Origin of the sequence: Photobacterium kasasachensis (assembly GCF_050336885.1) — a bacterium.
GTDB classification, from domain to species: Bacteria; Pseudomonadota; Gammaproteobacteria; order Enterobacterales; family Vibrionaceae; genus Photobacterium; species Photobacterium kasasachensis.
On sequence record NZ_JAKJSH010000006.1, the window covers coordinates 1 to 26,030 of the forward strand.

The window sequence follows — 26,030 nt, forward strand, 5'->3', positions numbered from 1 at the left end:
TGAGCTAAACAATTTTCAAAATGATGGTGGAGGGAGATGGATTCGAACCATCGAAGGCGGAGCCGTCAGATTTACAGTCTGATCCCTTTGGCCACTCGGGAACCCCTCCACGGGGTGTTGCTAAATTATCGGCTTTTAAAGCCAGAAAACTGTCGGCCACTCTAATGAGCTAAACAATTTTCAAAATGATGGTGGAGGGAGATGGATTCGAACCATCGAAGGCGGAGCCGTCAGATTTACAGTCTGATCCCTTTGGCCACTCGGGAACCCCTCCACGGGGTGTTGCTAAATTATCGGCTTTTAAAGCCAGAAAACTGTCGGCCACTCTAATGAGCTAAACAATTTTCAAAAATGATGGTGGAGGGAGATGGATTCGAACCATCGAAGGCGGAGCCGTCAGATTTACAGTCTGATCCCTTTGGCCACTCGGGAACCCCTCCACGGGGTGTTGCTAAATTATCGGCTTTTAAAGCCAGAAAACTGTCGGCCACTCTAATGAGCTAAACAATTTTCAAAATAATGGTGGAGGGAGATGGATTCGAACCATCGAAGGCGGAGCCGTCAGATTTACAGTCTGATCCCTTTGGCCACTCGGGAACCCCTCCACGGGGTGTTGCTTTGGCAACAAGCTATTAAAGCTTGTTTAGGCCGGAAAGATGTACCTTACAACAAATAAGGAACAGCTTTCAAGAATAATGGTGGAGGGAGATGGATTCGAACCATCGAAGGCAGAGCCGTCAGATTTACAGTCTGATCCCTTTGGCCACTCGGGAACCCCTCCACAAGTGCGGTGCGGATAATATCAAACAATACGTTGCTGTAAACCCTTTTCCTGCGAAATTCTGTCTGCATGCTGTAATTTTCATCATATTGTTGCTTGTCAGGGCATTACCGCCGGTTTGTTCGCACCAGATCCCGGACAGATGAACGTATTATTGCGTAACTTTACATTTCTTTACCCCGTTTGCGCTCTGGTTTCGATATTATTCAACCAGTTTTCTTTAGGCGTTTTTTATCATGAAAAAAATCCTCGTAGCAGCACTGGTTACCGCTGCTCTATCCGGTGGTGGTTTTTTGTATTTTCAGGGCGAGTCTCACGCGGCAGAGAAAAAAGCCCCTCCGGGCGCAGGCAGGTTTATCCCGGTGACAACCGGGGAGGTCTCTTCTCATCCTGTTGCACAGTCGCTGTCACTGATCGGTAAATTGGAAGCCCAGCGCTCGGTGAATGTTGCTACTCAGGTTGCGGCCAAGGTCGATAGTATCGTTGTTGGTGTCAATAATAAGGTCGCCAAGGGCGAATTGCTGGTTCAGCTTGATGATGCCAAGGCGCGGGCGGCTTACGAAGAGGCGTTGGCATACCTTAATGATGAAAAGCGAAAACTAAACGAGTTTAAAAGCCTGGTGAAGCGCGGTGCCATTACCCAAACTGAAATCGATGCCCAGCAGGCTAGTGTAAATATTGCCGATGCCAGACTGAAAGCGGCGAAAGCCGAACTTGATGATCATGCCATTCATGCCCCATTCGCCGGTACCGTAGGACTGATTGATATTAGCCCGGGTCACATGCTGACGGTTGGCAGCGAGCTATTTTCCCTCGATGATCTCTCCTCGATGCGTCTCGATATTCAGGTCCCCGAGCAGTACCTCTCCTTTATGACCGAAGGAATGTCGGTCACGGCAACCAGTCAGGCATGGCCCGGACGTGAGTTTATGGGGGAGATCCAAGCTATCGACTCTCGGGTACAGGCAGACTCGCTCAATATCAAGGTGCGGGTGAATATTGATAATACTGACAACAAGTTGAAGCCGGGTATGCTGATGGCCGCAAACATTGGTTTCACGCCACATGATGCTGCCATTATTCCCGTACAGGCACTGGAGTATTCCGGTACCAAGCGCTTTGTCTATCTGGTGGACGAGGAAAATATCGCTCGCCGCACCGAGGTAACCCTCGGGGCCCGTGTTGAGAACGAGGTTGTGATTGAGTCCGGTATTAATATTGGCGATCGTATTGTTGTCCAGGGGCTGGTTAACATGCGCGACGGGTCAAAGGTCAATGATTTAACCGCAAAGAAGCCGCTTAAATCAGGAGACAGTGCCTAATGTGGTTATCAGATGTCTCTGTTAAGCGTCCGGTTGTCGCTATTGTTCTAAGTTTGTTGCTGTGTGTTTTCGGTATTGTCTCTTTTACCAAGCTATCGGTACGGGAAATGCCGGATGTTGAAAACCCCGTGGTCAGTATATCGACGCGCTATGAAGGGGCCTCGGCAACCATTATGGAAAGCCGGATCACCACGGTACTGGAAGATCAGCTGTCGGGGATCAGCGGGATTGACAGTATTACGTCAACGACCCGTAACGGTATCTCGCGGATCAAGATTGAGTTCGAGATGGGTTGGAACCTGACCGAAGGTGTCAGTGATGTTCGTGATGCGGTTTCACGGGCACAGCGAAGTTTACCTGACGAAGCTGACGATCCTGTGGTATCGAAAGACAATGGGTCCGATGAACCGGCGCTCTATATTAACCTGACTTCTAGCATCATGGATCGGACCCAGCTGACTGATTATGCCGAGCGGGTGCTGATGGATCGCTTTAGCCTGATCAACGGTGTCAGCTCGGTGCAGCTAAGCGGTGCCCTGTATCGGGTAATGTACGTGAAGCTGATGCCGGAGCAGATGGCCGGTCGCGGGGTGACAACCAAAGATATCGTCAGTGCCCTTAATAGCGAGAATGTCGAACTGCCGGGCGGGGAGGTGCGTAATGATACGACAACCATGTCGGTACGGACCGCGCGCCTGTACCGGACGCCTGATGATTTTGCCTATCTGGTTGTGCGTACGGCCGATGATGGAACGCCGATTTATCTCAAAGATGTCGCCAAGGTATCGATTGGTGCTCAGAACGAGAACGCGACGTTCAAAAACAACGGCGTCTCTAACCTCAGTTTAGGCATGGTTACTATGACAGATGCCAACCCGCTGAATGTGGCCGCTGATGTCCATGCCGAAGTTGAGCGGATGCAACGCTTTATCCCCGAAGGGACCTCGCTGTATGTCGATTACGATTCCACGGTGTTTATCGACCGTTCTATCAGCGAAGTGTATAGCACTTTGTTTGTCACCGGGATGCTGGTGGTATTGGTACTCTATATCTTTATCGGGCAGGCAAGGGCGACCTTGATCCCGGCGATCACCGTACCGGTCTCACTGATATCTGCCTTTATGGTGGCCTACTTCTTGGGGTTCTCTATCAACCTGCTGACACTAATGGCGCTGATTTTGGCTATCGGCCTCGTTGTGGATGACGCCATTGTGGTAGTGGAGAACATCTATCACCACATTGAAAAAGGCGAGCCGCCACTGCTTGCGGCGTACAAAGGAACACGTGAAGTTGGCTTTGCCGTCGTGGCTACAACCGTTGTGTTAGTAATGGTCTTCCTGCCTATTTCCTTTATGGACGGCATGGTTGGCCCGCTGTTTACCGAGTTTTCGGTGCTGTTGGCGGTTGCGGTTATCTTCTCGTCTCTGGTTGCCCTGACGTTGAGCCCGGTGCTGGGCAGCAAGCTGCTGAAGGCCAACGTGAAGCCTGGCAAGTTTAACCTTTGGGTTGACGGAATGTTTGGCAGGCTGGAGGCGAAATATCGTCAGGTGGTGACCTTTTCGGTGCGCTACCGATATGTTGCTCCTCTGATTGTATTGGGTTTCATTGGCTTGAGCGTTGTACTGATGAAGTCGGTGCCTTCTCAGCTGGCGCCGCAGGAAGATCGCGGGGTGATCTTTGCTTTTGTCAAAGGGGCTGAAGGGACCAGCTATAACCGTATGGTTGGCAATGTCGAAGAAGTTGAGCGCCGACTGCTGCCGATGGTGGGTGAGGGCGTGATTAAGTCTCTGTCTATCCAGACGCCGGCTTTTGGCGGCAGTGCCGGAGACCAGACCGGCTTTGTGATCATGGCATTGGAGAACTGGGAAGATCGCAGCGTTTCGGCGACTGAGGCTCTTGGCATGGTGCGTAAGGCATTGCAGGGGATCCCGGATGTGCGAGTGTGGCCTTTTATGCCGGGGTTTCGTGGCGGATCTTCTGAACCGATCCAGTTTGTCCTTAACGGCGCAGACTATGATGAGCTGTTTCAGTGGGCAAGTCAGCTGATGGATATAGCCGAAGCCAGTCCGATGATGGAGGGGGCAGATCTGGACTATGCCGAAACGACGCCTGAACTGGTTGTTACCGTGAATCGTCAGCGTGCAGCAGAGCTGGGTATCCCGGTGTCCGAGGTTGCCGAGACGCTTGAGATCATGCTGGGCGGTCGTACTGAAACCACCTTTGTTGATCGCGGTGAAGAATATGATGTGTATCTGCGCGGTGATGAAAATAGCTTTAACAATGCAACGGATCTGAGTCAGATTTATGTCCGCGCCCGCTCCGGTCAGCTGATCACCCTGGAATCCGTTGCTGAAGTTGAGGAAGTGGCATCGGCCCAGAAACTGAGCCATAACCAGAAGCAGAAGTCTATAACCCTGAAAGCAAGCCTAGTGCCTGGGTATACCCTGGGAGAGGCGCTGGAGTTTCTTGATGCCAAGGCACTGGAAATGCTGCCGAGCGATATCGTGATTGACTATGCCGGAGAATCGAAGGATTTCCGTGAGAACCAGAGCAGCATCCTGTTGGTGTTTGGTCTGGCATTGCTGGTGGCCTATTTGGTATTGGCAGCTCAGTTTGAAAGCTTTATCAACCCAATGGTGGTGATGCTGACCGTGCCGATGGGGATCTTCGGTGGTCTGGCGGGGCTGTTGATCCTGAGCCAGAGCCTGAATATTTTCAGCCAGATCGGGATGATTATGCTGATTGGGATGGTGACCAAGAACGGTATCCTGATTGTCGAGTTTGCCAACCAGCTACGTGACAAGGGGGTGGCCTTCGAGCAGGCAATTATTGATGCCTCGGAGCGCCGATTGCGTCCGATCCTGATGACAGCATTTACTACCTTGTTTGGTTCTGTCCCTTTGATTTTATCGACAGGGGCGGGGGCTGAAAGCCGGATTGCCGTGGGTACGGTCGTCTTCTTCGGTATGGCGTTTGCCACCTTTGTGACCCTGTTGGTGATCCCTGCAATGTATCGCTTGATGTCGGAGAAAACTGCATCACCGGGTCATGTTGCCGAACAGCTTGAAAAAGCCCTCCAGCAAGATTATGTCGGTCGTTCGAATCATGGTGAGCTGCCGACAGCAAAAGAGAGCTAATAGCCTTCGGCGCTGTTCTTTGACTGAAACGAAACCGTCCATTAGGGCGGTTTTTTTCGCTATTAAACATAATTTCTTTTCCAGCACCCTGCGGGGTTGGTAGAATTAGGGGGTATAGCCAATTAACTGACCTTGATCGCGTTGTGAAACGCATAGCAAAGAAGAACTCCATGTCTCAGAATCAGCCTCAGAATTCAACTGACAATGCCGACCAGAATCAGGCAAAAGCAGTACGTTTAAACAAATTTATCAGTGATACGGGCTTTTGCTCACGCCGTGAGGCGGACAAGCTTATTGATCAAGGCCGAGTGACCATCAATGGCCAAGAGCCGGAAATGGGCATGAAAGTACAACCGGGCGACGAAGTACTGGTCGATGACCGGCCTCTGCGTGCCAAAGAAAAGCCAATCTATATTGCGCTTAACAAGCCGACAGGCATAACCTGTACTACTGAGCGTCATATAAAAGATAACATTGTCGATTTTATTGGTCACCGTAAGCGTATCTTCCCGATTGGTCGCCTCGATAAGCCATCAGATGGTCTGATTTTCCTGACCAACGACGGCGACATCGTCAATAAAATCTTGCGCGCGGGTAACTCGCACGAGAAAGAGTATGTGGTGCGCGTAGACAAGCCGATCACCCAGGAATTTATTGACAAGATGGCCTCGGGTGTCGCAATCCTCGACACCGTCACCTTGCCATGTAAAGTCACCAAGGAAACGACCTACTCGTTCCGTATTGTGCTGACTCAGGGACTGAACCGTCAGATCCGCCGTATGTGCGAAGCTCTGGGTTATGACGTGTTCAAGCTGCGTCGTGTTCGTATTATGAATATCAGCATTGACGGGCTGCCGAATGGAAAATGGCGTTACCTGACAGATGCAGAAATTGCTGAAATCCATAGCCTGATTTCTGATTCCAGCGGTACTGAGGAAGCCTCGCAGGTTGATGGCAAAGGCAAATCCATTAAAAAAGCGACGGATGCCAAGCTGTTCGACAGTCGTCAGCAAGATGCAGCAGAGCGTAATGGCGGCAAGATCCAGTACAAAACTTATAAGGGCAAAGGCGAGTTTAACCGCAAGCGCCGTTCAGGCGAGCAAGAGGATTCACGCTCAGACGAACGCCGAGGTTCTCGCCCGGGTCGTGGCAACAAGCCTAGCCACAATAAGCCAGGTCATGGTAAATCAGGCCAAGGTAAATCAGGCGGCGGCAGATCTAGCCGTGACAACGACTTCTCTCGTGGCCGCAATTCTGGCTCGAGCGGCATCAAGAAGTGGAAATCGAAAAAAGACGCGTAATTCTGCTTGTATAGCGAGAGAGCCTTCTCTCGCTATATTCCCCCTCATTTCCTCTCCACATTTTAATTGCCATTAATTAGCCTGTTTCCCCTCTTGCATTCCCTGCGACTAATTTGCACTATGTACTCATTAACAAAGACACAACTATGAACATACCAGCAAGATAAATGTTGCTCGGGTATATCTGAAGCATCGAAAAGAACAGAGGAAGTAATGGCAGGCAATACGATAGGACAACTTTTTCGCGTCACTACCTTTGGTGAAAGCCATGGCCTGGCACTGGGCTGCATCATTGATGGCTGTCCCCCGGGACTAGCACTGACTGAAGCGGATATGCAGCATGATCTGGACCGTCGCCGTCCGGGTACTTCCAAGTACACGACCCAGCGTCGTGAACCCGATGAAGTAAAGATTCTGTCTGGCGTCTTTGAAGGCCAGACTACCGGCACCTCGATTGGTTTGCTGATCGAGAACACCGATCAGCGTTCGAAAGATTACTCTAACATCAAGGATAAGTTCCGCCCGGGACATGCTGATTATACCTACCACCAAAAGTACGGTGTCCGTGACTACCGTGGCGGTGGTCGCTCATCAGCTCGCGAAACGGCGATGCGTGTAGCTGCTGGCGCTGTGGCCAAGAAGTACCTGAAACAAGTGCATGGTATTGAAGTGCGTGCTTATCTCTCTCAGATGGGTGATGTCACCATTGATAAGGTTGATTGGGACCAGATTGAACAGAATGCGTTTTTCTGCCCGGATGCCGACAAGGTCGAAGCCTTTGACGAGCTGATCCGCAAACTGAAGAAAGAAGGCGACTCCATCGGTGCCAAGCTGACAGTGGTTGCCAGCAATGTCCCTGTGGGCCTGGGTGAACCTGTTTTTGATCGCCTTGATGCCGACATTGCCCACTCGCTTATGAGTATCAATGCGGTGAAAGGGGTTGAGATTGGTGATGGTTTTGACGTGGTTGAGCAGCGCGGCAGCGAGCATCGTGATGCGATGACACCGGAAGGTTTCAAGACCAACCATGCTGGCGGTATTTTGGGTGGTATCTCGTCGGGTCAGGATGTGGTCGCGCATATTGCCCTGAAGCCGACATCGAGTATTACTGTGCCAGGTGAAACGATCAACCGCCAGGGCGAAAGTGCGGAAGTGATCACCAAAGGCCGCCATGACCCGTGTGTGGGTATCCGCGCGGTACCGATTGCCGAGGCAATGCTGGCGATCACCTTAATGGATCACCTGTTGCGCCACCGCGGTCAGAATGCCGACGTGGTAACAGAAACACCGAAGATTTAGTTATCTCAGGACGGGACACTGGATTAAAAAAGCGAGAGGCTTTCACCTCTCGCTTTTTTATTTGTCGACATATCCAACGGAATGTTTGATGCCCGTTGTCAGGATTGTGAGTCAAGCTCTTTGGGTTCAACCTTGCCGACTTCTTCGAACTTGAATATCGGCAGGCGCCAGCCAAACTGCACGGCAGCAACGCGTACCATAAAGCCGATAACCAGAGTCGCAATCGTCGTTATTGTTTCCGGTACGGCAAAATACATCATCGCGTAATACATTCCGCCAGCCATGAATGCGACAGATGCATACAGCTCTTTATGCAGCACCATGGGGGTACGACGACAGATTAAATCCCGCAGCAACCCACCGAAAACGCCAGTTACTACGGCGGCCACGATACAGATAAGCGGAGACAGGCCCATATCCATGGCGACTCGGCAGCCGATGATACTAAATACAATCAACCCCAGAGAATCGAGCAGAACAAATACTTTGTGAAAGCGAACAACCTGCGGGGCCACCATGGTTGTAAACAGCCCTGCCAGGCAAGTAATCGCAAGGTATTGGGGATTTGCCACCCAGCCGAGCGGGTAGTGGCCCAGTAATATATCGCGTACTGTACCGCCGCCGATTGCAGTCGCGCTGGCAACCAGCATGACCCCGAACCAGTCCATATGACGTTTGCCAGCAGCCAGTGCGCCGGTCATTGCCTCGGCAGTTATTCCGATGATGTATAGTGTTGTTAAAAGCATGAGAAAAATTGATGAAATACTAAGAATGCTAAGAAAGATGCGATTCTATGAGGCAAATTCTGTGACGTCGAATGAAATTTCTTTCTCTATAGATTAATTGAATTCATGTATAAAGCATGCCTAATAAAAAAGAGAGTGCATATCAATACACTCTCTTTATGGACGTAGTTACAATCTTGTTTTTAGTCTTAGCTTGCTATTAAAACTTGTAGCTTGCCTGCACACCAACTAGCCAAATGTTACCGGTGATTTCACCTTTAAAGGTACTATCAGTGACTTTGTCGCCATTTAGATCAAGCTCTTCTGACATAGAAGCATCTTTAGCAAAGATGTAAGTGAAACCAGCATCAAGTGTTAGGTTGTCTGACCATGCGTAACCTGCACCAACACTTAGCCATAGGCGGTCGGTTTCAGGGATAGTCTGGGTACGGTGTTCCTCACTAACAGCAGAGGTATCGTAGGCAATACCCGAACGTAGAGCGAGTTTGCTTGTGTACTGGTAGGTAGTACCTACAGCCAGGCGGTAGTTGTCTTCCCAGTTTTCTTCTTTGATTAGATCTGGCTTGGAAGAAATTGATGGGATGTTTGCTTCAAGCTTCTCGAAACTGCTCCAGTCGGTCCAGTTGAAGCTTGCATGCACTGCTACTTTATCTGTGAGTTGGTGGAAACTAGCAATCTCTGCAGTAGCCGGAAGCGTTAAGTCCAGGCTACCAGCATAATTTTTGCTAGGCGTTTTGCCTTGCATAACAGAGGCTTTATCGTAGGCAAGGCCTGAAGCATTGCCTTCAAGAGTTAGATCAACTGCCGAGCGGTAGTTAACGCCTACACGGTGATTTGGATTGATTTGCCAAGCTGCACCTAGCTGCCAACCCCATGCGGTATCATCGCCTTCCATATATTTCAGATCGGCACCGCCTGCTGCTTTTGGTAAAGCCGCGCCAAAATGGCCTTCGCCCATGACATAGCGAACACCACCACCAACACTGAACTGCTCATTAATTTTGTATGCAAGGTTCGGGTTGATTTCCACAGACTTAACCATGGCCTGGTTACCGAAAGCTGTAGCCAGGTAGTCACCATCTAACTCAGTTTCCATACCATAGTTGGTTGCAAGCGCCAGTCCAACTACCCACTGGTCATTGATTTGGTGAGAAAGGTAGAAGTTAGGGATAACGGCAGAGTTTGCGATATCACTCGCTTTAGTTGGAACTGCGCCATCCACTTTGCCTTCGACATCAATATTCGGATCGACATAGATTGCACCAACAGAGATTTGAGTGCCTGCCAGGTAGGTCATCATCGCCGGGTTGCGGAACTGGGCACTGGCATTGTCTGCCATTGCTGCTTCACCGGCAAATGCGCGGCCAAGGCCTGTTGCCGAGTATTCTGCTAGCTGGAAGCCAGCTGCCATTGCATTGGCACTCATGCCTAGGGTTAATGCTGCTGCCAAAGAAAGCGTAATTTTGTTTTTATTCATCAGTCTAAATGTTCGCTGAAATGTAATGGTGCGAATCATACGCTTTAGAGTAAAAGCTTTAAGTTATTCTTTGTTCTTAATAATCATTAAGTTGTTTGTGCTGGTTGTTTTTGGGCTTTTGGTGTTATATCTGGTAAAAAATGCTCATTCCATTCTGGTCGGATGAGATTTCAGCGTACACATGTATATGAAATAGAGAGTTTCAGCGACGCACTGTTCACTCAAATTAGCGAGGAAAAGGTATATATAGTTATAAAATCTTTTAGTGACAGTAAGTTAGAATGGAAATAGAAAAGGGAGCCCAAAAGCTCCCTTTTACAAATTCAAGCAAAATGATTCGCTGAATTAGAATGAACGGCTGTACTGGATGCCGTATAGCAGTGCGTTAGCGTGCGTAGTGGCGCTGATGCTTGTTGCATCAGGGAATACTGGGTTTGTATTCGGATCTGGGTTAGGTGTTGATTCAGTAACACTAACATCTTTACCCACTAGGTAAGTAAGGCCAAAGTCGATATTAGACTTGGAATCGATGTGATAAGTGAAACCTGCCGAGAACCACTGACGGTCTGAATCGGGTACGGAGATCGATGTTTTCTCATCCTGGGCACTGGTGTCATACATGTAACCTGTACGTAGCGTCCAGTCGCTGTTTAGGTAGTAAGTACCACCCAGAGCGTAGTGCCAGCCGTCTTGCCACTCATAGGTATTTAGTACTTTGTTGCCACTTGTCTCTAGTTTGTCGAATGCACTCCAGCCAATCCACTGCACACTATAGTGAACTGCAAATTTGTCGTTAAGCTTATGGAAACCAGAGAATTCGGCCATATCTGGCAGAGGCATCTTCAGCTTCTCGTTGCCGATATCACCGCCGCCAGGTTGGTAATGCATATCACCTTCAGCTTCCAGTTCCGGGCTGTAACGGTAAGAAAGACCAAAGCGGTTATTGTCATTCAGCTCATAAACCGTACCCACGTTCCAGCCAAAAGCAATACCGTCTGCATCTACATCTAGAAGAGGACCTTCTCCAGGTAGGGCTGCTTCCAACGCTTTGTTAGAACGTTGAAGTTTACCTGCACCATAAATCACATCCAGGCCACCACCGACACTCCATTGCTGGTTGATTCGGTAAGAGGCACTCAGGGCAAAGTTGATGCTTTTCACATCGGTCATACCGCCGTATTCATTGGCTGCATAGTTATCACTGAATTCAGTTTTGGTACCGAAGTTAGAGTAAATACCTGCACCTACCGCCCACTTGTCGTTGATTGGGTGGATATAGTAGATATTTGGCGCGTAAGAGGTATCACCAACTTGCTGGTCTGCCAAAGAGGCTGTAACTGGTCCTCTTTGAGTCAAAGCAGTGTATTTGGCATCTTTTACATCAATATCACTATCAATAGCGTTGATACCTAGCGAGATAGCCGGTGCATCAAATAGCGACATTGCCGCTGCGTTACGAGCCATTGCCGATGCGTTATCAGCGATAACGGCATCACCTGCGAAAGCACGGCCAAGGCCGGTTGCAGATTGTGCGTTTAGCTGAAAACCAGCAGCAAGTGCTTGCTGCGATGCCATGGTGATTGCTACCGCAACCACAGATTTTGTAAACAGACGCTTCTTATTCATATTTATTGTTATTCCTAATCATATACTGCATTTATCTGCTATTTTTGCAGATTGCGCACGATTGTAGGTGGGTAGCCTGACGTATCAAATCAGACCAGTTGTTAACTTATTGGTTGTTATCGCAAAGTTAACAACTGGGGAGGGATTCTAGCGAATTTTTGTCGTAGAAAGGGATGGTTAATTGCAAAATATGCAACCAAGGTAACAAATAAAATTGCTATATTTTTCAGGGGAATAAGTGCGGTCATTTCCATTATTTTAGGGAATGACCGCAAATTGGAGGCAAGTGGGTTAAATTTCCCAGTTAAGATCAGAGCCCAGGCTTTCGGCAATAGGGGCGACGTTTTGTCCCTTCTCGCCAACGACTATCAAGCTCGCATTTTGAACAGGCATCACCACTCCGTTCAAGTTACTGTCACTGAATGATGACATTTTGGGCTGTTGCTCAGGCACGACGAATACAGTGACTTTGCCGTTTTCGGTTGCCATGACCATATGAAGCGCGTTTTTATCGCCAAAGCCACAATGGTTCACATAGTAAACATGGCCGGGCAAGCTGGTTAGCTCAGAGCCAAAGGGCGTTAGTTTGGCATTAACCTGCTGTAGTGAGACCGATTCGTCGATGCCCTCGATAAATGGCGCTTCGGTGTAGACATGCTCCATGGCGACCTGTGCAATTTCACTGGTGGCACCGGTCGGTACAATCTGAGAGTTAAATTGACCGACAAACAAACCGAAGACAAAAGCGATAGAGGCGGCTATAGCAAGATGGAATCGTGTTCTTCCTCGATCCTTCTCAGGCTGTCCAGATTGGTGAAACAAGATACGATCAGCCAGATCATCGGGCACATCGACTTTTAAAATACTTTCAAGCTTGGCATCGAGCTGTAATAGTTCATCCGATAACTTACGGTTGGTTATCGATGAGTTTTTTGCTGCGATCATTTCCTGACTGTTATCGTTAGGATCTGCCAGGATACGACGACGGAATTCAAGATCGTCCATTTTGTTGGCCCCTCCGCTCGGATTGCTTTTCAATTTGCTCTTTTAATTGATTTCTGGCGCGGAACAAGCGTGTCATTACAGTATTGCGGTTAAGGTCGAGGATTTCGGCAATTTCATCACCGCTAAACCCAGCCATAACCTGCAAAACTAATGGTTCTCGGTATTCTGGTGCCAGCTTCATGATCTGCTTGTGCAGGATCTGCTGCTCGACATCCATCTCGGAGCCCTGATGCTTGGTATCTGCGATGGCATAGTCATCAATATCAACCAAATCCAGTTGCTTTCGCTCAAAACGACGTGCGTTTTCCCTGCGAAGGATTGTAATCAGCCAGGACTTGGCGGCTTTGTCATCATGTAGGCTGTCGAGAGAGCGCCACGCACGTAGACAGGTTTCCTGCACCAGATCCTCGGCGATATGAGGATCGTGGCATAACCAGTAGGCGTAGCGATATAAGTCCCGATGCCAGGCCCGGACAAGGGCTTCGTACCGTCTTTGCTTATTCATGTCTACAGAGACCGAGGCATCCGTCTTTTTCTTACGAAAAAATTGCTTAATCATAAATTTGCCCATCAAAAAGAAACCGCTGGGTCGTTATTCAGTTCGTTTTATTCAGCGATTGCATGATTCATCGGATTATCAGCACTAAAATTGATCTGGTTCAAATTGTGTCCCCGTGAGGAAGCTATAGTAGTTCACGTCATCTGATGGTAAGCATTGAATTCGGTTCTGTGGAACAGGTCTGTTTTTGTATGGTTACTATCTGTTGAGCAAGATGACAACTTCCTTTTGAAGGCTGACTTTACTTTCTCCTATCAGGCTCTGCCTGATTTGCAATTGGCTTTATGTTAATTGACTTATACCTTGCATGGATTTTTATCCGTGTAAATTATAACCATACCATATCGGTATGGTTTTTTTTTGCCTTTTTTCTCATAGTAAGCAACAAGTTGCTCTTATTTTACTAAGATAGAAAGTACATATCCCCGCCGTAATTTCCTACTTGTGTCTCGCTTCTTGCAAATACTTAAAACAATTGTTTGAAATAAGTAACAAGTTGATTACAATTGATGTGGTCAGACCTCTACCGTGCACATTGAGTGCCCTGCAAATCATAATAAGGAGTAGCGATGACACGTCTCCAGAATCTCACCACTCACCAAGGTGAGCGCATCGCCGTTGTAAGTGGATTACGTACCCCGTTTGCCCGTCAGGCCACGGCCTTTAATGGCGTTCCTGCCTTGGACATGGGGAAAATGGTGGTCAACGAAATGCTGCAGCAGATTGACTTTGATCCCCAACTGATTGATCAGGTGGTATTTGGACAGGTTATCCAGATGCCTGAAGCACCGAATATCGCCCGCGAAATTGTTCTTGGCACCGGCATGAATATCGGCACTGATGCCTACAGTGTAACCCGGGCCTGTGCCACGAGTTTCCAGGCGGCGGCCAATGTGGCTGAGAGTATTATCTCGGGTACCGTTGATATCGGTATTGCCGGTGGGGCCGACTCTTCTTCGGTATTGCCGATTGGTGTTTCGAAAAAAATGGCAGCGACCTTACTGGCACTGAGCAAGGCAAAAACCATGAGCAAGCGTTTAAAACTGCTCAGCAAACTCAGCATGAAGGACCTGATGCCGGTACCGCCGGCGGTGGCTGAATATTCAACCGGCTTAAGTATGGGCCAAACCGCCGAGCAGATGGCGAAAACCCATGGCATCACCCGTGAAGAGCAAGACGCCCTGGCGCACCGCTCGCATTCACTGGCTGCTCAGGCGTGGAAAGACGGCCTGATCCAGGGTGAGGTGATCACTGCCTTCCCGGAACCTTATCGTCAGTGGATTGATAAAGACAACAACATTCGTGAAGACTCGTCACTGGAGTCTTATGCCAAGCTGCGCCCGGCCTTTGACCGTAAATTCGGTTCGGTTACCGCGGCCAATGCGACACCACTGACAGACGGTGCGGCGGCGATCCTGCTGATGCGTGAAGGTAGGGCCAAAGAGCTTGGCCTCAAACCATTGGGTTATATCCGCTCCTATGCCTTCTCGGCTATCGGGGTGGAGAAAGACATGCTGATGGGGCCGTCCTATGCGACACCTATGGCCCTCGATCGTGCCGGTATCAGTCTGTCTGATCTTACTTTGATTGATATGCACGAAGCTTTCGCCGCGCAGACGTTGGCCAACGTGAAGATGTTTGGCTCGAAGAAGTTTGCCGAGGAGAAGCTGGGGCGCAGTCAGGCAATTGGCGAGATTGATATGGACAAGTTCAATGTGCTAGGGGGATCTATCGCTTATGGTCACCCGTTTGCCGCAACAGGGGCACGAATGATCACCCAGACACTGCGTGAACTGCAGCGTCGAGGCGGTGGTTTGGCATTGAATACCGCTTGCGCAGCTGGTGGCTTAGGCGCTGCAATGATCCTGGAGGCAGAATAATGACCCAACAAGAATCCGCATTTTCTTTATCTTACGGTGATAACGGTGTCGCTTGGCTGAAAATCGATGTGCCGGAAGAAAAAATGAATACGCTGCAGTCAGCGTTTGTCGAGCAAGTATCTGATGTACTGGCTGAATTAAAGGCCAAACAAGATATCAAAGGGCTGGTTGTTCACTCTGGCAAGCCGGACAACTTTATTGCCGGTGCCGATATTCGTATGCTGGCGGCCTGCACCACAGCCGAAGAAGCCCAACAATTAGCCGCAAAAGGTCAGGAGCTGTTTGCCGAGCTCGAAGCGCTGCCATTCCATGTGGTGGCAGCAATCCATGGCCCGTGTTTGGGTGGTGGTATGGAGCTGGCACTAGCCTGTCATAGCCGAGTCTGCTCTGATGATGACAAGACCCGCTTAGGTCTGCCTGAAGTGCAGTTGGGCTTGTTGCCGGGCTCGGGCGGTACCCAGCGTTTGCCGCGCCTTATCGGTGTTGCCAACGCACTGGATATGATCCTGACCGGCAAGCAGTTGCGGGCCAAAAAGGCGAAAAAGCTCGGTGTTGTCGACGAGGCAGTTCCGCACAGCATCTTGCTTGAAATTGCCGAGAAGCAGGCACTGAAAGCCAAACCCAAGCGTAAGCACTCGTTTCAGGACTGGGCGATGGGCGGTAATGCTTTGGGGCGCTCTCTGGTGTTCGATCAGGCAGCCAAGAAAACCCATGAAAAAACTCGCGGTAACTATCCGGCGGCCGATGCCATTTTGGAAGTCATTAAGTTTGGTTTGCAGTTTGGTATGGAAAAAGGCCTGAAGCAGGAGGCCAAGCGTTTTGGCGAGTTGGTGATGAGTTCGGAATCAGCTGCGTTGCGCAGCATTTTCTTTGCCACGACGGCAATGAAAAAAGAAACCGGATCGGATGCCAAGCCGGGCGACATCAAACGAGTTGGCGTGTTGGGAGGCGGCCTGATGGGCGGTGGTATCAGCCATGTAACCGCATCCAAGGCCAAGTACCCGGTCCGGATCAAAGATATCGCCAATGACGGCATTTTAAACGCCATGGCTTATAACTATAAGCTGCTGGATAAAAAGCGTAAGCGTCGGATCATCAGCAAAGCCGAGCTGCAAAAGCAGATGATGAGCATTGCCGGGGGCACTGACTATACCGGTTTTGGCAATGTGGATGTGGTGGTTGAAGCGGTATTTGAAGATCTGAAACTCAAGCATCAGATGGTGAAGGAGATTGAGGATAATGCCAAGGCCGAGACTATCTTTGCCACTAACACTTCCTCGTTGCCTATCCACCAGATTGCCGAGGCTGCCGAGCGTCCGGAAAATGTCGTTGGTCTTCACTATTTCAGCCCGGTAGAAAAAATGCCGCTGGTAGAGGTGATCCCTCATGCCGGCACCTCTCCGGAAACAGTGGCCACAGTTGTTGCGCTGGCGAAGAAGCAGGGCAAAACTCCGATCGTTGTCGGCGACAAAGCCGGATTTTACGTTAACCGTATTCTTGCCCCTTACATGAATGAGGCGGCATCGGTACTGCTAAGCGGCGAGCCTATCGAGCACCTTGATGCAGCGTTGCTGGACTTTGGTTTCCCGGTCGGGCCTATTACTTTGCTTGACGAGGTGGGTGTCGATATCGGTGCCAAGATCATGCCTATTATGGTCGAGGAGCTGGGCGAGCGCTTCCGCGGACCGGATGTGTTTGATGTGCTGCTTAACGACGGCCGTAAAGGGCGCAAGAGCGGTAAAGGTTTCTACCTGTACAACAGCAAGAAAAAGTCTGTCGATAAGACGGTCTACAAACTGCTGAACATCAAACCGGAGAAGAAGGCGGAAGGGGCGGCACTGGCCATGCGCTGTAGCCTGATGATGCTGAACGAAGCGGCCCGCTGTCTGGATGAGGGCGTTATTCAGTCGGCACGGGACGGTGATATCGGCGCTATCTTCGGTATCGGCTTCCCGCCATTCCTCGGTGGTCCGTTCCGCTATATGGATCAGTTGGGGATCAAGCGAGTGGTTGAATTGCTCAACGAGCATGCCGATAAGTACGGCGAGCGCTTCAAGCCATGTGACAAGCTGATTGCGATGGCAAATGAAGGCCAGAGCTTCTATCAAGCCTGATAAGTGTAACCATTAAAAATGGCCTGCAAATGCAGGCCATTTTTTATTCTCTTTGCTGGTTTTTAGCAGACGTTAGCGCGCTTTTTTCTGAAACTCATCGATTGATTCGAGGGGCAGGCCGATGCTGAGCGGCTCAAGGTTGCTATGGGCATGTCCTTGGCAGTGCATGACCAGCCGGTTTGAAGTGCGAGGCTTGATGATCTCGACAATGAAGCGAATCATATCGGCACGACTGAGATCCTGAAGCTCCTGCACCACTTTCTGGCGCTGGTTAAACTCCGCATCCTTGTTGCCGATGCTGACCCAGAATCGCTGTGCCCGGGCACGCAGGTTCGTATCCGGTTCGGATATTTGCGCGATCAGTCCTTGTTTGCTGGCCTGCCATTGCGCCTCGGTCAGCTCTAGCAATACTAGGGCAAAGGCATTGGTGAATTCGTCAATGGCCTCGGATAGCTGAGCTGGCGCGGCCACCGGCGACTGGATATATAAAATCAGCCCCGGATGGCGGTTCAGGGGCAGATTTGCGGTGCCGACCATATAGCCCAATTGCTGGCGGGTACGCAGTTCATGGAAGAAGGTGGTCGACATCAGATGGTTTGCCAGAGTGTAGACGGCAATTTTTCTGGGGGTCGTTTTCCTCGACTGGTAGTACATCAGGATCGCAGAATCGGCATGGTTGCAGTTGACTTCATGACGCAGGGTGCCGACTTTGCCCAGACGAACCAGTGGTCTTTGTGATTCGCCATAGAGCTGGTCGGTAACCCGGAAAGCGTCCTTGAGAAGCTCGGCCAGTGCCAGTGCATCTTCTTTCAGCCAGTTACCGTAGATAAAGGTGTCGATGTGCAGCTCGGCAAACATCGCCTCGACAAACTCCGGAAGCTCGTCGACCTCAATGGTTTCCAGCTCTTCGATGAGCACCGGGTAAGGCGGGTTGTTAGGCTGCAATATCCCGGTCAGCTCGTTGAAAAGCTGAGATATCGGTTTGTCCTCGGCGGCATTGCGCCAGTTACGGAGCATTTGCGCCTTGATGTTCTGGAATCTTTCCGGATTGAAGGTTCTTCCCTCGAAGCGCTCCAGCAATAGCTTCATCAAGAGCGGTTGCTTCTCGCTAAACCCCGACAGTTGCAGGGTGACGCCACCCTGGTGGGCATAGAGGTTATAGGACATACCGGCGATTTCGGCCGGGTAGGCAGATTCGTTGATGGCTTCCAGCAACATCTCGACACAGAGGCGTGTCTTGACAATATTGCGGGGCGTGTCGACGGCATGCGGACTATCGATAGCCACAAATACCACGCCTTTGGGTACCCGGAATTCATGCTCCTGCTTGTACCACAGGCGGAACCCCGGAAGATCCTGGATTAGCTGGGGAGGAAGCTCGGAGTCTGCCTTTAGCGGGTGCGGATCCAGTTTCTCACAGATATAGGGGTTGACCTCGGGCAGGCGGAGATCCGGGTCGGCGTCGACCTGCTGCCAGCGTGCCAGTTGCCCGTCGGTAAAGGCCGAAATGGAGTAGGGGGTATGGTACCACTGGGCAATACGGTCGTAATCCTGTCCCTGAGCAACCAGTACCAGACGCATGTTGTCCGGGCTGAGGTAGGCAAGCAGCTCTCGCAACAGCGGCTCGTCATACTCAGCCATCATATAGTCACCGTAGATCACGTCTTCCGGTGCGTAGTGAAACAGGTTCATGACCAGGTAGCTGACCGTATCTAGCGGGCGGTTTTTTTCCTGATAGCGGAAAGCCTGCTCTAGTACGGCCTGTTTTTCTGTATAGCGCCACTTATCCAGGCCCTGTTGCCTGATCAGGTGGATATATTGATAAACAGCCGTAACGATATCATCGACATTTTCCAGTCCCTTCGGGGTCAGATTAAGGCTGATGGTGAATTCGCGAAAATTGCTGCCGTTGACTCCGCCACCTGCGGCGAGCGTATTGATCAGTCCTCGGCTTTTCAGCATCGACATCAGGCTACCGCAGCCTTCATTGCCTAGCAGATGGGCAATATATGAAAGGGGCTTTTGGCGATAATATTGCTCGACAGAAGGCATTGCGAAAGACAGGGTGAGCTTTCGAACTTCTTTAATGGGCTCAATCTTAATGAACTTTGCAGTTTCGTTGGCGGTGACCAGCGGTTCGGTGATCGCTGGCTTGGTAATATCCGTATTAGGAATGTGGGCAAAGTAGGTAGTGGTAAAGTTTTCCAGCTCGTCCAGCGACTGCGGGCCGAGTAGTACCAGGCTCATCAGATCGGCAGAGTAATGGCTTTGGTAGAAGGCAATCAGCTCGTCACGAACCGGTTTGCCGTCTCTGTCATCTAATGTTGTCTGATCGCCGACGGAAAATTTGGAAAAAGGGTGCGCCGGGTTAATGGTTTCTTTATGGACCTGGTAAAGACGGCGTACATCGTCTTTGACTTTGAGTTTGTATTCGGAATCGACGGCCTGGCGTTCTTTATCAACGGCTTCTTCGTTAAACAGGGGAGCGGTAAAAAACTGGCCGAAGCGATCAAGTCCCTCGCTAAAGGCATGGGGACTGACTTCGAAGAAAAAGGTCGTATTTTCAGTGCCGGTCCAGGCATTGTTGCTGCCGCCGCTCTGGTTGATGAATGTCTGGAACTCGCCGACTTTGGGGTACTTCTCCGTGCCGAGAAATAGCATGTGCTCCAGGAAATGTGCCATGCCCTGTCGATCAACGGGATCATCGAAATGACCGACCTTGACCGATAATGCAGCAGCTGAACGTGGGGCGTCTGCGTCATGTACCAATAGAACCTTAAGCTTATTATCTAAAGTCAGGTAGCGGTACTGCTTAGGATCATTAGGACTGATATGCACGTGAAGAGCCTATTTTCTTAGTAAATTAAGCTAATTATGACGCTCAATATAGAGGGTGGCAAATTAACTTCGCCGTGATTCTTATTCGCATCAGCCCTTACCGGGGCTGGGGTGAGGCTAATTAAGCATTGTGTCGAGAATTGCCGTTTTTTTTGCTCAGGCGTTTCACCGGTCACGGAACGGTAACAGAATGTGCGGAATGGCTATTCAGCATTGGCTGGACTTGTTAGCATAGCGGCTGATTGGGCGGACGTTTGCAGGTTTGGCAAGATAATCTGGCGTCGACGGTCCGGTTAGTTAATAGGACGGGTTTATTGGATAGGCTATATGCGAATTTATATCATGCGTCATGGTGAGGCGCAGAACTTCGCTCCCTCTGATGCGGAGCGACCTCTGACAGCGCGTGGTGAGTCACACTCCGAACAGATGGCGATCCAGCTGACAAGTCAGCTAAGCGATGGGCTGGATATGGTTTGGGTGAGCCCTTACCTGCGTGCCCAGCAGACATGGCAGGCGATGGCCGGGCATTTGCCGGAGCCTAAACGCCTGATGACTGTCGAAGAAATCACTCCTTATGGACAAGCAGAGGAAGTGGCGGCTTATCTTAAGGCGGTTATTGCCGTTGAACGGCCGGAAACTGTCCTAATTGTCTCGCACCTTCCTCTTGTTGGTTATCTGACTGCGGAGCTGGCCCCCGGTCTGCAGCCGCCTATGTTCCGCACATCCGCGATTGCGGCTCTTGACTACCAGCCTGATGCTGAAGATGTTGAGTTTTTGTGGCAGGCCAATCCTGAAGGGTAAGGCGTATTTAGCGCTAAGGATCTGGACAGAGCTGCCGATATAGGTCTCGAGAGCTGATTTAGGACTCAGTTTTTATCTATTGAGGTTTCATCCCTAGCTGGATTGAGTATCATTCATCGAACGAGAATTAACAAAGTTACTGTTATGAAAGGTAAAATTTTTGCAATCCTCAGTGCTGTACTGTTAGCTGGCTGTATCCAGGGGCCTCGAGCTCCGAGCATTAATGCCAACGGTGCAATCAAGTGGGCCAATGGTGTCAGTGAAGAAATGCACATTTCCGCATCCGGCAGTACCCTGACGTTTGCCGCGCCGCAGAGCATTTTTAGTGCTGGTGGGATCACTATCTTTTCGCGTATTGACAGCGCCCGTAATGGTAACTGTGAACACTACTACAGCGAAGGTGCGGTAAAAACCCGTATGCAGATTTGCGACAGTGGCGAAGTGACACTGATTGTCGAAGGTCAGGTGATCAACGTGGGAGCCCTGGCGAAATATGTATACTAGCCAAGTGGTGAGAATCTAGTATCGAGTGACGAGCAATAAACAGGCTGTTGTTTTTCTCGACACTCGTACTTTGGCTCTCGCCTCTTTTGTTTATCTCTCCGGAATATCAATTAAGACCAGCAACGCACCATCCCCCCCGAACTCCAGCGGAGCCTGGTGAAAAGCCATCACGTCCGGATGTTGTGCCAGCCACAACGGCGCTTTTTGCTTCAAGATATGTTTGCCAATGCCATGCATCACACAGGCGCAAGAGACACTTTCCTTGATACAGGCAGCAATCATGGCAGCCAGTTCGCGTTTGGCTTCCTGTTGCGTCATTCCATGCATGTCCAGATACATATCGGGTACATACACCCCGCGGCGTAACTTTTTCACTTCATATTTTGACACACCGGTACGGGCATATTGCATCGGGCCATGCTCGTTGAGGAGGGGCTCGAATTCATCGGAGAAATAAAACTCGTGGTTTTGAGTTTCTTTTTCCGAGACTTTGGGCTTATCAGCCTTTGGGCTCTGTCGGCGTGGCGTGATTATGGTATCATGCGACAACTTTTTTACGCCTTTAACCGCATCCTGAAAGAGTGCCAGGTCATCTTCCAGGGTAAGATCTTTTTTACTCATAATGATATTCCAACAACTCTATAGCGGTATTGTAGCGTCATTCGGAGGCTATTTTGGATAAGATTTTTGTCGACGAGGCCGTCAACGAACTTCACACTTTGCAGGACATGCTACGTTGGACGGTAAGCCGTTTCAATGCTGCGGGTCTTTTTTATGGTCACGGCACGGATAATGCGTGGGACGAAGCGGTACAACTGGTACTGCCGACCCTGTATCTGCCATTGGATATTCCGTCGGAAGTCCGCTTTTCACGGCTGACGAGCAGCGAGCGTCTGCGTATTGTCGAGCGTGTGATCCGTCGTATTAACGAACGTACCCCTGTCGCTTATATGACCAACAAAGCGTGGTTCTGCGGCATGGAATTCTTTGTCGACGAGCGTGTACTGGTGCCTCGCTCACCGATCGGCGAGTTGATCGAGAATGGTTTTGAACCGTTCCTGGCCGAGAGCCCGACTCGTATTATGGACCTGTGTACCGGCAGCGGTTGTATCGGTATCGCCTGTGCGCATGCCTTCCCGGAAGCCGAAGTTGACTTGGTTGATATCTCGACGGATGCGCTGGAAGTTGCCGAGCAGAACATTCAGGACCATGGCCTGGAGCAGCAGGTGATCCCGCTACGCTCTGATCTGTTGCGCGACGTACCAAAAGATCAGTACGACCTGATTGTGACTAACCCGCCGTATGTTGATCAGGAAGACATGAACAGCCTGCCGGATGAGTTCCGTCACGAGCCGGAGCTAGGCTTGGCAGCGGGTACCGATGGTCTGAAGCTGGTTCGTCGTATTCTTGCCAATGCGCCGGATTACCTGAAAGAGAACGGTGTCTTGATCTGTGAAGTGGGTAACTCGATGATCCACATGGAAGAGCAGTATCCGAACATTCCGTTTACCTGGATTGAGTTCGAGAACGGTGGTCACGGCGTGTTTATGATGACCCGTGAGCAGCTGCTTGAATGTCAGGACGAGTTTTCACTGTACCGTGACTAATATCGAGTCGTTCCAGTGAGAACCAGAAACTAAAAACCGGAGCACAAGCTCCGGTTTTTTTATGGGGTGATCTAGTCAGAGATAACTGAGCGGGCGCTAGGCATTGCCCTTGGCCTGTTTGGCCTCAAGTTCAGCCATTACTGACGCTTTATTGTTCAGGTAGTCTTCGAGACCAGCACGGCGCAGATCGCAAGACGGGCAGTCACCGCAGCCATCACCGATAATCCCGTTATAGCAGGTCAGTGTTTGCTGGCGGACGTAGTCCAGCTTGCTGTACTGATCGGCCAGCGCCCATGTTTCGGCCTTGTTCAGCCACATCAGTGGTGTTTCGATATTCAGCAGACGATCCATACCCAGTACCAGAGACTGGTTGATGGATTTGACGAATTCGTCGCGACAGTCCGGGTAGCCGGAAAAGTCAGTTTCGCAGACGCCGGTGATCACAGCCTCGGCACCAATTTGGTAGGCATAGATCCCTGCCAGAGTCAGGAACAGGATGTTGCGACCGGGAACAAACGAGTTAGGCAGGCCGTTTTCCTGCAGCTCGTGGGAAACGGCAATATTGTCGCGAGTCAGCGAGCTGATCGCCAGCTCGTTGAGCAATCCGACATCCATAACCTTGTGCGCGGCAACGCCCAGATCTTTGGCGACAGATTGTGCCACTTCAATTTCCAGCTTGTGACGCTGGCCATAATCAAAGGTGATGCAATGAACTTCATCGTAGTTGGCAAGTGCCTGGATCAGGCAGGTGGTGGAGTCTTGGCCGCCACTAAAAACGACTACGGCTTTACGCATACTTTGTCTTTCCTGTGTTATAGCCTTACCGAAAAACAGTCGGTGGCTTGAATGAACATACCAGGCTTATTAATTATCTGATCGGCCAGTTAATTATAAGCAGGTATTACTACCATCAGCAGGTTCTCTGTTGGCACGGCAATGCTACCTCAGAGTTGTTGGTGAGGAAAGTTTCTCTGCTCAGCCGGCAAACAGAAGGTAAAAAAAAGCCGCAGACAGGCTGCGGCAAACTAACGTGTAGATTGCAGGATAGAACAAAGAAAAAAGTACCCAAGCTATTTCACAATAGTTTGGGGTTACAGCGAACCGGTTTTCTCGAAGGCTTCCAGTTGGCTGAGGTAAGCAGAGATATCACCGATGTTGTCGGCCACCCACTGCTCGTTGAAATAGGTATCCAGGTAGCGCTCGCCACTGTCGCAAAGCAGGGTAACGATAGAGCCTTTTTCACCGCGGGCCTTCATCTCGCAGGCCAGCTGTAACACGCCGTAGAGATTGGTTCCCGTTGAGGCACCGGCCTTGCGTCCCAGCAATTTTTCCAGCCAGTGGACGGTGGCGATACTGGCCGCATCGGCAATGGTGCGCATTTCGTCAACCACGTCCGGAATGAAGCTTGGCTCAACGCGCGGGCGGCCGATGCCCTCGATCCGGCTGCCGACAGTGCCGGTCAGAGTCAGATCGCGGGTCTTGTAATAGTCGTGGAAGACCGAGTTCTCGGGATCGACCACGCAGAGTCTGGTCGGGTGCATCTGGTAGCGGATATAGCGGCCGATTGTCGCTGATGTGCCGCCTGTTCCCGGGCTCATCACGATCCATCTCGGGATCGGGTGCTCTTCTAGTTGCATCTGCTCGAAGATGCTGTTGGCGATGTTGTTATTACCGCGCCAGTCAGTGGCACGCTCGGCAAAGGTGAACTGGTCCATGTAATGGCCGTTGAGCTCTTTGGCCAGACGGCGCGACTCGGCGTAAATTTCGCTTGGGCTGTCGACGAAATGGGCACGGCCACCATAGAACTCGATTTGTTCGATTTTCTTGTGGGCTGTCTTGCGCGGCACAACCGCAATAAACGGCAGGCCAAGCAAGCGTGCAAAATAGGCTTCTGATACGGCGGTGCTGCCGGACGAGGATTCGATAACCGTTGTATCCTGACCAATCCAGCCATTACACAGGGCATACAAGAACAACGAACGGGCCAGTCGGTGTTTCAGGCTGCCGGTCGGGTGGGTGCTCTCGTCTTTTAGATAAATATCGATACCGTCAAGAGAAGGAAGATCCAGCTTGATGAGGTGGGTGTCTGCCGAACGCTGAAAGTCAGCTTCTATCTTACGGATGGCACTGTTAATCCACTGTGGGTCATGGCTCATGTCTCTTCCTCTTTCTCAGGCGGCTCGGTTGGTAATCGGGGGGAATACCAACGGTTATTTTCTTATTGGAATGCTTAGCATAGTACTTGAAGTACGTGAAAAATCTTTGCTTTGTTTGCTTTTATAACGATAATATGGAGAAAAATTTTCTCTATGTTGTAATTTAGGGGTAATACTTTGGCTGATTTAGATAGCACTGACAGAACATTGCTACGGATGCTGCAACGAGACGGTACCTTGGCGCTGGCCGAACTGGCTGAGGCGGTAAACCTGACGACGACACCTTGCTGGAAGCGCTTAAAGCGACTGGAGGAGAGCGGCATCCTCAGGCAGCGGGTGGCCTTGCTTGATCCGGTGAAGCTTGGTTTGTCGTTTACGGCATTCGTGCAGATCAAAACCAGTAACCACTCCAAGGAGTGGTACCACTGTTTTGTCGAAACGGTATCGGACTTTCCTGAAGTGATGGAGTTCTACCGAATGGCCGGTGAGTACGATTACATGATGAAGGTGCAGGTGGCTGATATGGCCGCATTCGATAAGTTCTACAAAAAGCTGGTCAACAGCATCGAAGGGCTGACCAATGTGACCTCGACGTTTGCCATGGAGCCGCTGAAATATACGACTGCTTTGCCGGTGTGAAATACTGTATAAAAAAGCAGATATAACTGATTTATAAATTATCATGGAGAAAGTGATTGTTTTGAATTTTGCTGTCTCCATTTGGTTGATTTATTAGTCAATTTTCCGATAATGGCTTTGTTTATAAGCAACAAGGCCAGCATGATACAACAGCCTTTCTTTTCTCTTTGATTGGTATCACTTCTCCTGCAAATTGCATTCCGAGGCAATTGCTGCTCTGACTGACTTTGATTCGTCT

General features: G+C 50.3%; 19 protein-coding genes and 5 tRNA genes. 10 read left to right on the plus strand and 14 right to left on the minus strand.

The window, feature by feature from the left end:
* Positions 1–24: 24 nt before the first annotated feature.
* From L4D19_RS07730 to L4D19_RS07750, 5 genes are all read right to left on the minus strand, one after another.
* A tRNA-Tyr gene (locus tag L4D19_RS07730) sits at positions 25–109 on the minus strand.
* A gap of 80 nt (positions 110–189) precedes the next feature.
* Positions 190–274 (minus strand) — tRNA-Tyr (locus tag L4D19_RS07735).
* An 81-nt stretch (positions 275–355) separates the two neighbouring features.
* Positions 356–440 (minus strand) — tRNA-Tyr (locus L4D19_RS07740).
* An 80-nt stretch (positions 441–520) separates the two neighbouring features.
* Positions 521–605, minus strand: a tRNA-Tyr gene (locus L4D19_RS07745).
* Between the two features lie 91 nt (positions 606–696).
* Positions 697–781: transfer RNA gene (locus L4D19_RS07750), tRNA-Tyr, on the minus strand.
* Positions 782–1,017: 236 nt separating this feature from the next.
* Here L4D19_RS07750 and L4D19_RS07755 point away from each other — a divergent pair.
* From L4D19_RS07755 to aroC, 4 genes are all read left to right on the plus strand, one after another.
* Positions 1,018–2,103, plus strand: a complete 1,086-nt coding sequence (locus tag L4D19_RS07755; RefSeq protein ID WP_428451989.1) for an efflux RND transporter periplasmic adaptor subunit — start codon at positions 1,018–1,020, stop codon at positions 2,101–2,103.
* The gene (locus L4D19_RS07760; RefSeq protein ID WP_428451990.1) at positions 2,103–5,240 is read left to right on the plus strand and encodes a multidrug efflux RND transporter permease subunit; all 3,138 of its coding nucleotides are present in this window, start codon (positions 2,103–2,105) and stop codon (positions 5,238–5,240) included. Before L4D19_RS07755 ends, L4D19_RS07760 begins: the two co-directional genes overlap by 1 nt.
* A gap of 170 nt (positions 5,241–5,410) precedes the next feature.
* A complete protein-coding gene (gene rluF, locus L4D19_RS07765; RefSeq protein ID WP_428451991.1) occupies positions 5,411–6,541 on the plus strand; it encodes a 23S rRNA pseudouridine(2604) synthase RluF in 1,131 nt (376 codons plus the stop codon).
* Positions 6,542–6,754: 213 nt separating this feature from the next.
* Positions 6,755–7,840 carry a chorismate synthase gene (gene aroC / locus L4D19_RS07770; protein WP_428451992.1) on the plus strand — a complete coding sequence of 362 codons (1,086 nt, stop codon included), beginning with the start codon at positions 6,755–6,757 and terminating at the stop codon, positions 7,838–7,840.
* 98 nt (positions 7,841–7,938) lie between these two features.
* Here aroC and L4D19_RS07775 read toward each other — a convergent pair whose 3' ends face one another.
* The 5 genes from L4D19_RS07775 to L4D19_RS07795 all read right to left on the minus strand — a co-directional run bounded on the left by L4D19_RS07775 (position 7,939) and on the right by L4D19_RS07795 (position 13,253).
* Positions 7,939–8,586: a trimeric intracellular cation channel family protein gene (locus L4D19_RS07775; RefSeq protein WP_428451993.1), complete on the minus strand. Its 648-nt coding sequence runs from the start codon at positions 8,584–8,586 to the stop codon at positions 7,939–7,941.
* 199 nt (positions 8,587–8,785) lie between these two features.
* Complete coding sequence (locus L4D19_RS07780; RefSeq protein ID WP_428451994.1) at positions 8,786–10,063, minus strand: outer membrane protein transport protein; 1,278 nt, start codon at positions 10,061–10,063, stop codon at positions 8,786–8,788.
* A gap of 345 nt (positions 10,064–10,408) precedes the next feature.
* Positions 10,409–11,689 (minus strand): outer membrane protein transport protein, encoded by a 1,281-nt coding sequence (locus tag L4D19_RS07785; protein ID WP_428451995.1) that lies wholly within the window; start codon positions 11,687–11,689, stop codon positions 10,409–10,411.
* Positions 11,690–11,980: 291 nt separating this feature from the next.
* Entirely contained in the window at positions 11,981–12,694 is a 714-nt protein-coding gene (locus L4D19_RS07790; protein ID WP_428451996.1) for a DUF3379 domain-containing protein, read from the minus strand.
* Positions 12,681–13,253 carry a sigma-70 family RNA polymerase sigma factor gene (locus L4D19_RS07795; RefSeq protein ID WP_075761854.1) on the minus strand — a complete coding sequence of 191 codons (573 nt, stop codon included), beginning with the start codon at positions 13,251–13,253 and terminating at the stop codon, positions 12,681–12,683. Before L4D19_RS07795 ends, L4D19_RS07790 begins: the two co-directional genes overlap by 14 nt.
* Before the next feature lie 569 nt (positions 13,254–13,822).
* On the opposite strand from L4D19_RS07795, the gene fadI reads away from it, so the two are divergent.
* Complete coding sequence (gene fadI / locus L4D19_RS07800) at positions 13,823–15,133, plus strand: acetyl-CoA C-acyltransferase FadI (protein WP_428451997.1); 1,311 nt, start codon at positions 13,823–13,825, stop codon at positions 15,131–15,133.
* A complete protein-coding gene (gene fadJ, locus L4D19_RS07805) occupies positions 15,133–17,247 on the plus strand; it encodes a fatty acid oxidation complex subunit alpha FadJ (RefSeq protein ID WP_428451998.1) in 2,115 nt (704 codons plus the stop codon). The genes fadI and fadJ overlap by 1 nt, the downstream gene beginning before the upstream one ends.
* 72 nt (positions 17,248–17,319) lie before the next feature.
* Here fadJ and L4D19_RS07810 read toward each other — a convergent pair whose 3' ends face one another.
* Positions 17,320–20,085 (minus strand): insulinase family protein, encoded by a 2,766-nt coding sequence (locus tag L4D19_RS07810; RefSeq protein ID WP_428451999.1) that lies wholly within the window; start codon positions 20,083–20,085, stop codon positions 17,320–17,322.
* Between the two features lie 327 nt (positions 20,086–20,412).
* On the opposite strand from L4D19_RS07810, the gene sixA reads away from it, so the two are divergent.
* Both sixA and L4D19_RS07820 read left to right on the plus strand, forming a co-directional pair.
* A complete protein-coding gene (gene sixA / locus L4D19_RS07815; RefSeq protein ID WP_428452000.1) occupies positions 20,413–20,886 on the plus strand; it encodes a phosphohistidine phosphatase SixA in 474 nt (157 codons plus the stop codon).
* Positions 20,887–21,030: 144 nt separating this feature from the next.
* A complete protein-coding gene (locus L4D19_RS07820; protein ID WP_083651690.1) occupies positions 21,031–21,390 on the plus strand; it encodes a hypothetical protein in 360 nt (119 codons plus the stop codon).
* Positions 21,391–21,480: 90 nt separating this feature from the next.
* Here L4D19_RS07820 and smrB read toward each other — a convergent pair whose 3' ends face one another.
* Entirely contained in the window at positions 21,481–22,011 is a 531-nt protein-coding gene (gene smrB / locus L4D19_RS07825; protein WP_075761833.1) for an endonuclease SmrB, read from the minus strand.
* A gap of 53 nt (positions 22,012–22,064) precedes the next feature.
* On the opposite strand from smrB, the gene prmB reads away from it, so the two are divergent.
* On the plus strand, positions 22,065–22,997 hold the full coding sequence (gene prmB, locus L4D19_RS07830; protein WP_428452001.1) for a 50S ribosomal protein L3 N(5)-glutamine methyltransferase: 933 nt from the start codon (positions 22,065–22,067) through the stop codon (positions 22,995–22,997).
* A 96-nt stretch (positions 22,998–23,093) separates the two neighbouring features.
* On the opposite strand, the gene queC is transcribed toward prmB, so the two are convergent.
* Positions 23,094–23,792: a 7-cyano-7-deazaguanine synthase QueC gene (queC, locus tag L4D19_RS07835; protein WP_428452002.1), complete on the minus strand. Its 699-nt coding sequence runs from the start codon at positions 23,790–23,792 to the stop codon at positions 23,094–23,096.
* 296 nt (positions 23,793–24,088) lie between these two features.
* Positions 24,089–25,153, minus strand: a complete 1,065-nt coding sequence (locus tag L4D19_RS07840) for a PLP-dependent cysteine synthase family protein (protein WP_428452003.1) — start codon at positions 25,151–25,153, stop codon at positions 24,089–24,091.
* Positions 25,154–25,330: 177 nt separating this feature from the next.
* Here L4D19_RS07840 and L4D19_RS07845 point away from each other — a divergent pair, with 177 nt between their 5' ends.
* Positions 25,331–25,792, plus strand: a complete 462-nt coding sequence (locus L4D19_RS07845; RefSeq protein WP_428452004.1) for an Lrp/AsnC family transcriptional regulator — start codon at positions 25,331–25,333, stop codon at positions 25,790–25,792.
* Positions 25,793–26,030: the final 238 nt, after the last annotated feature.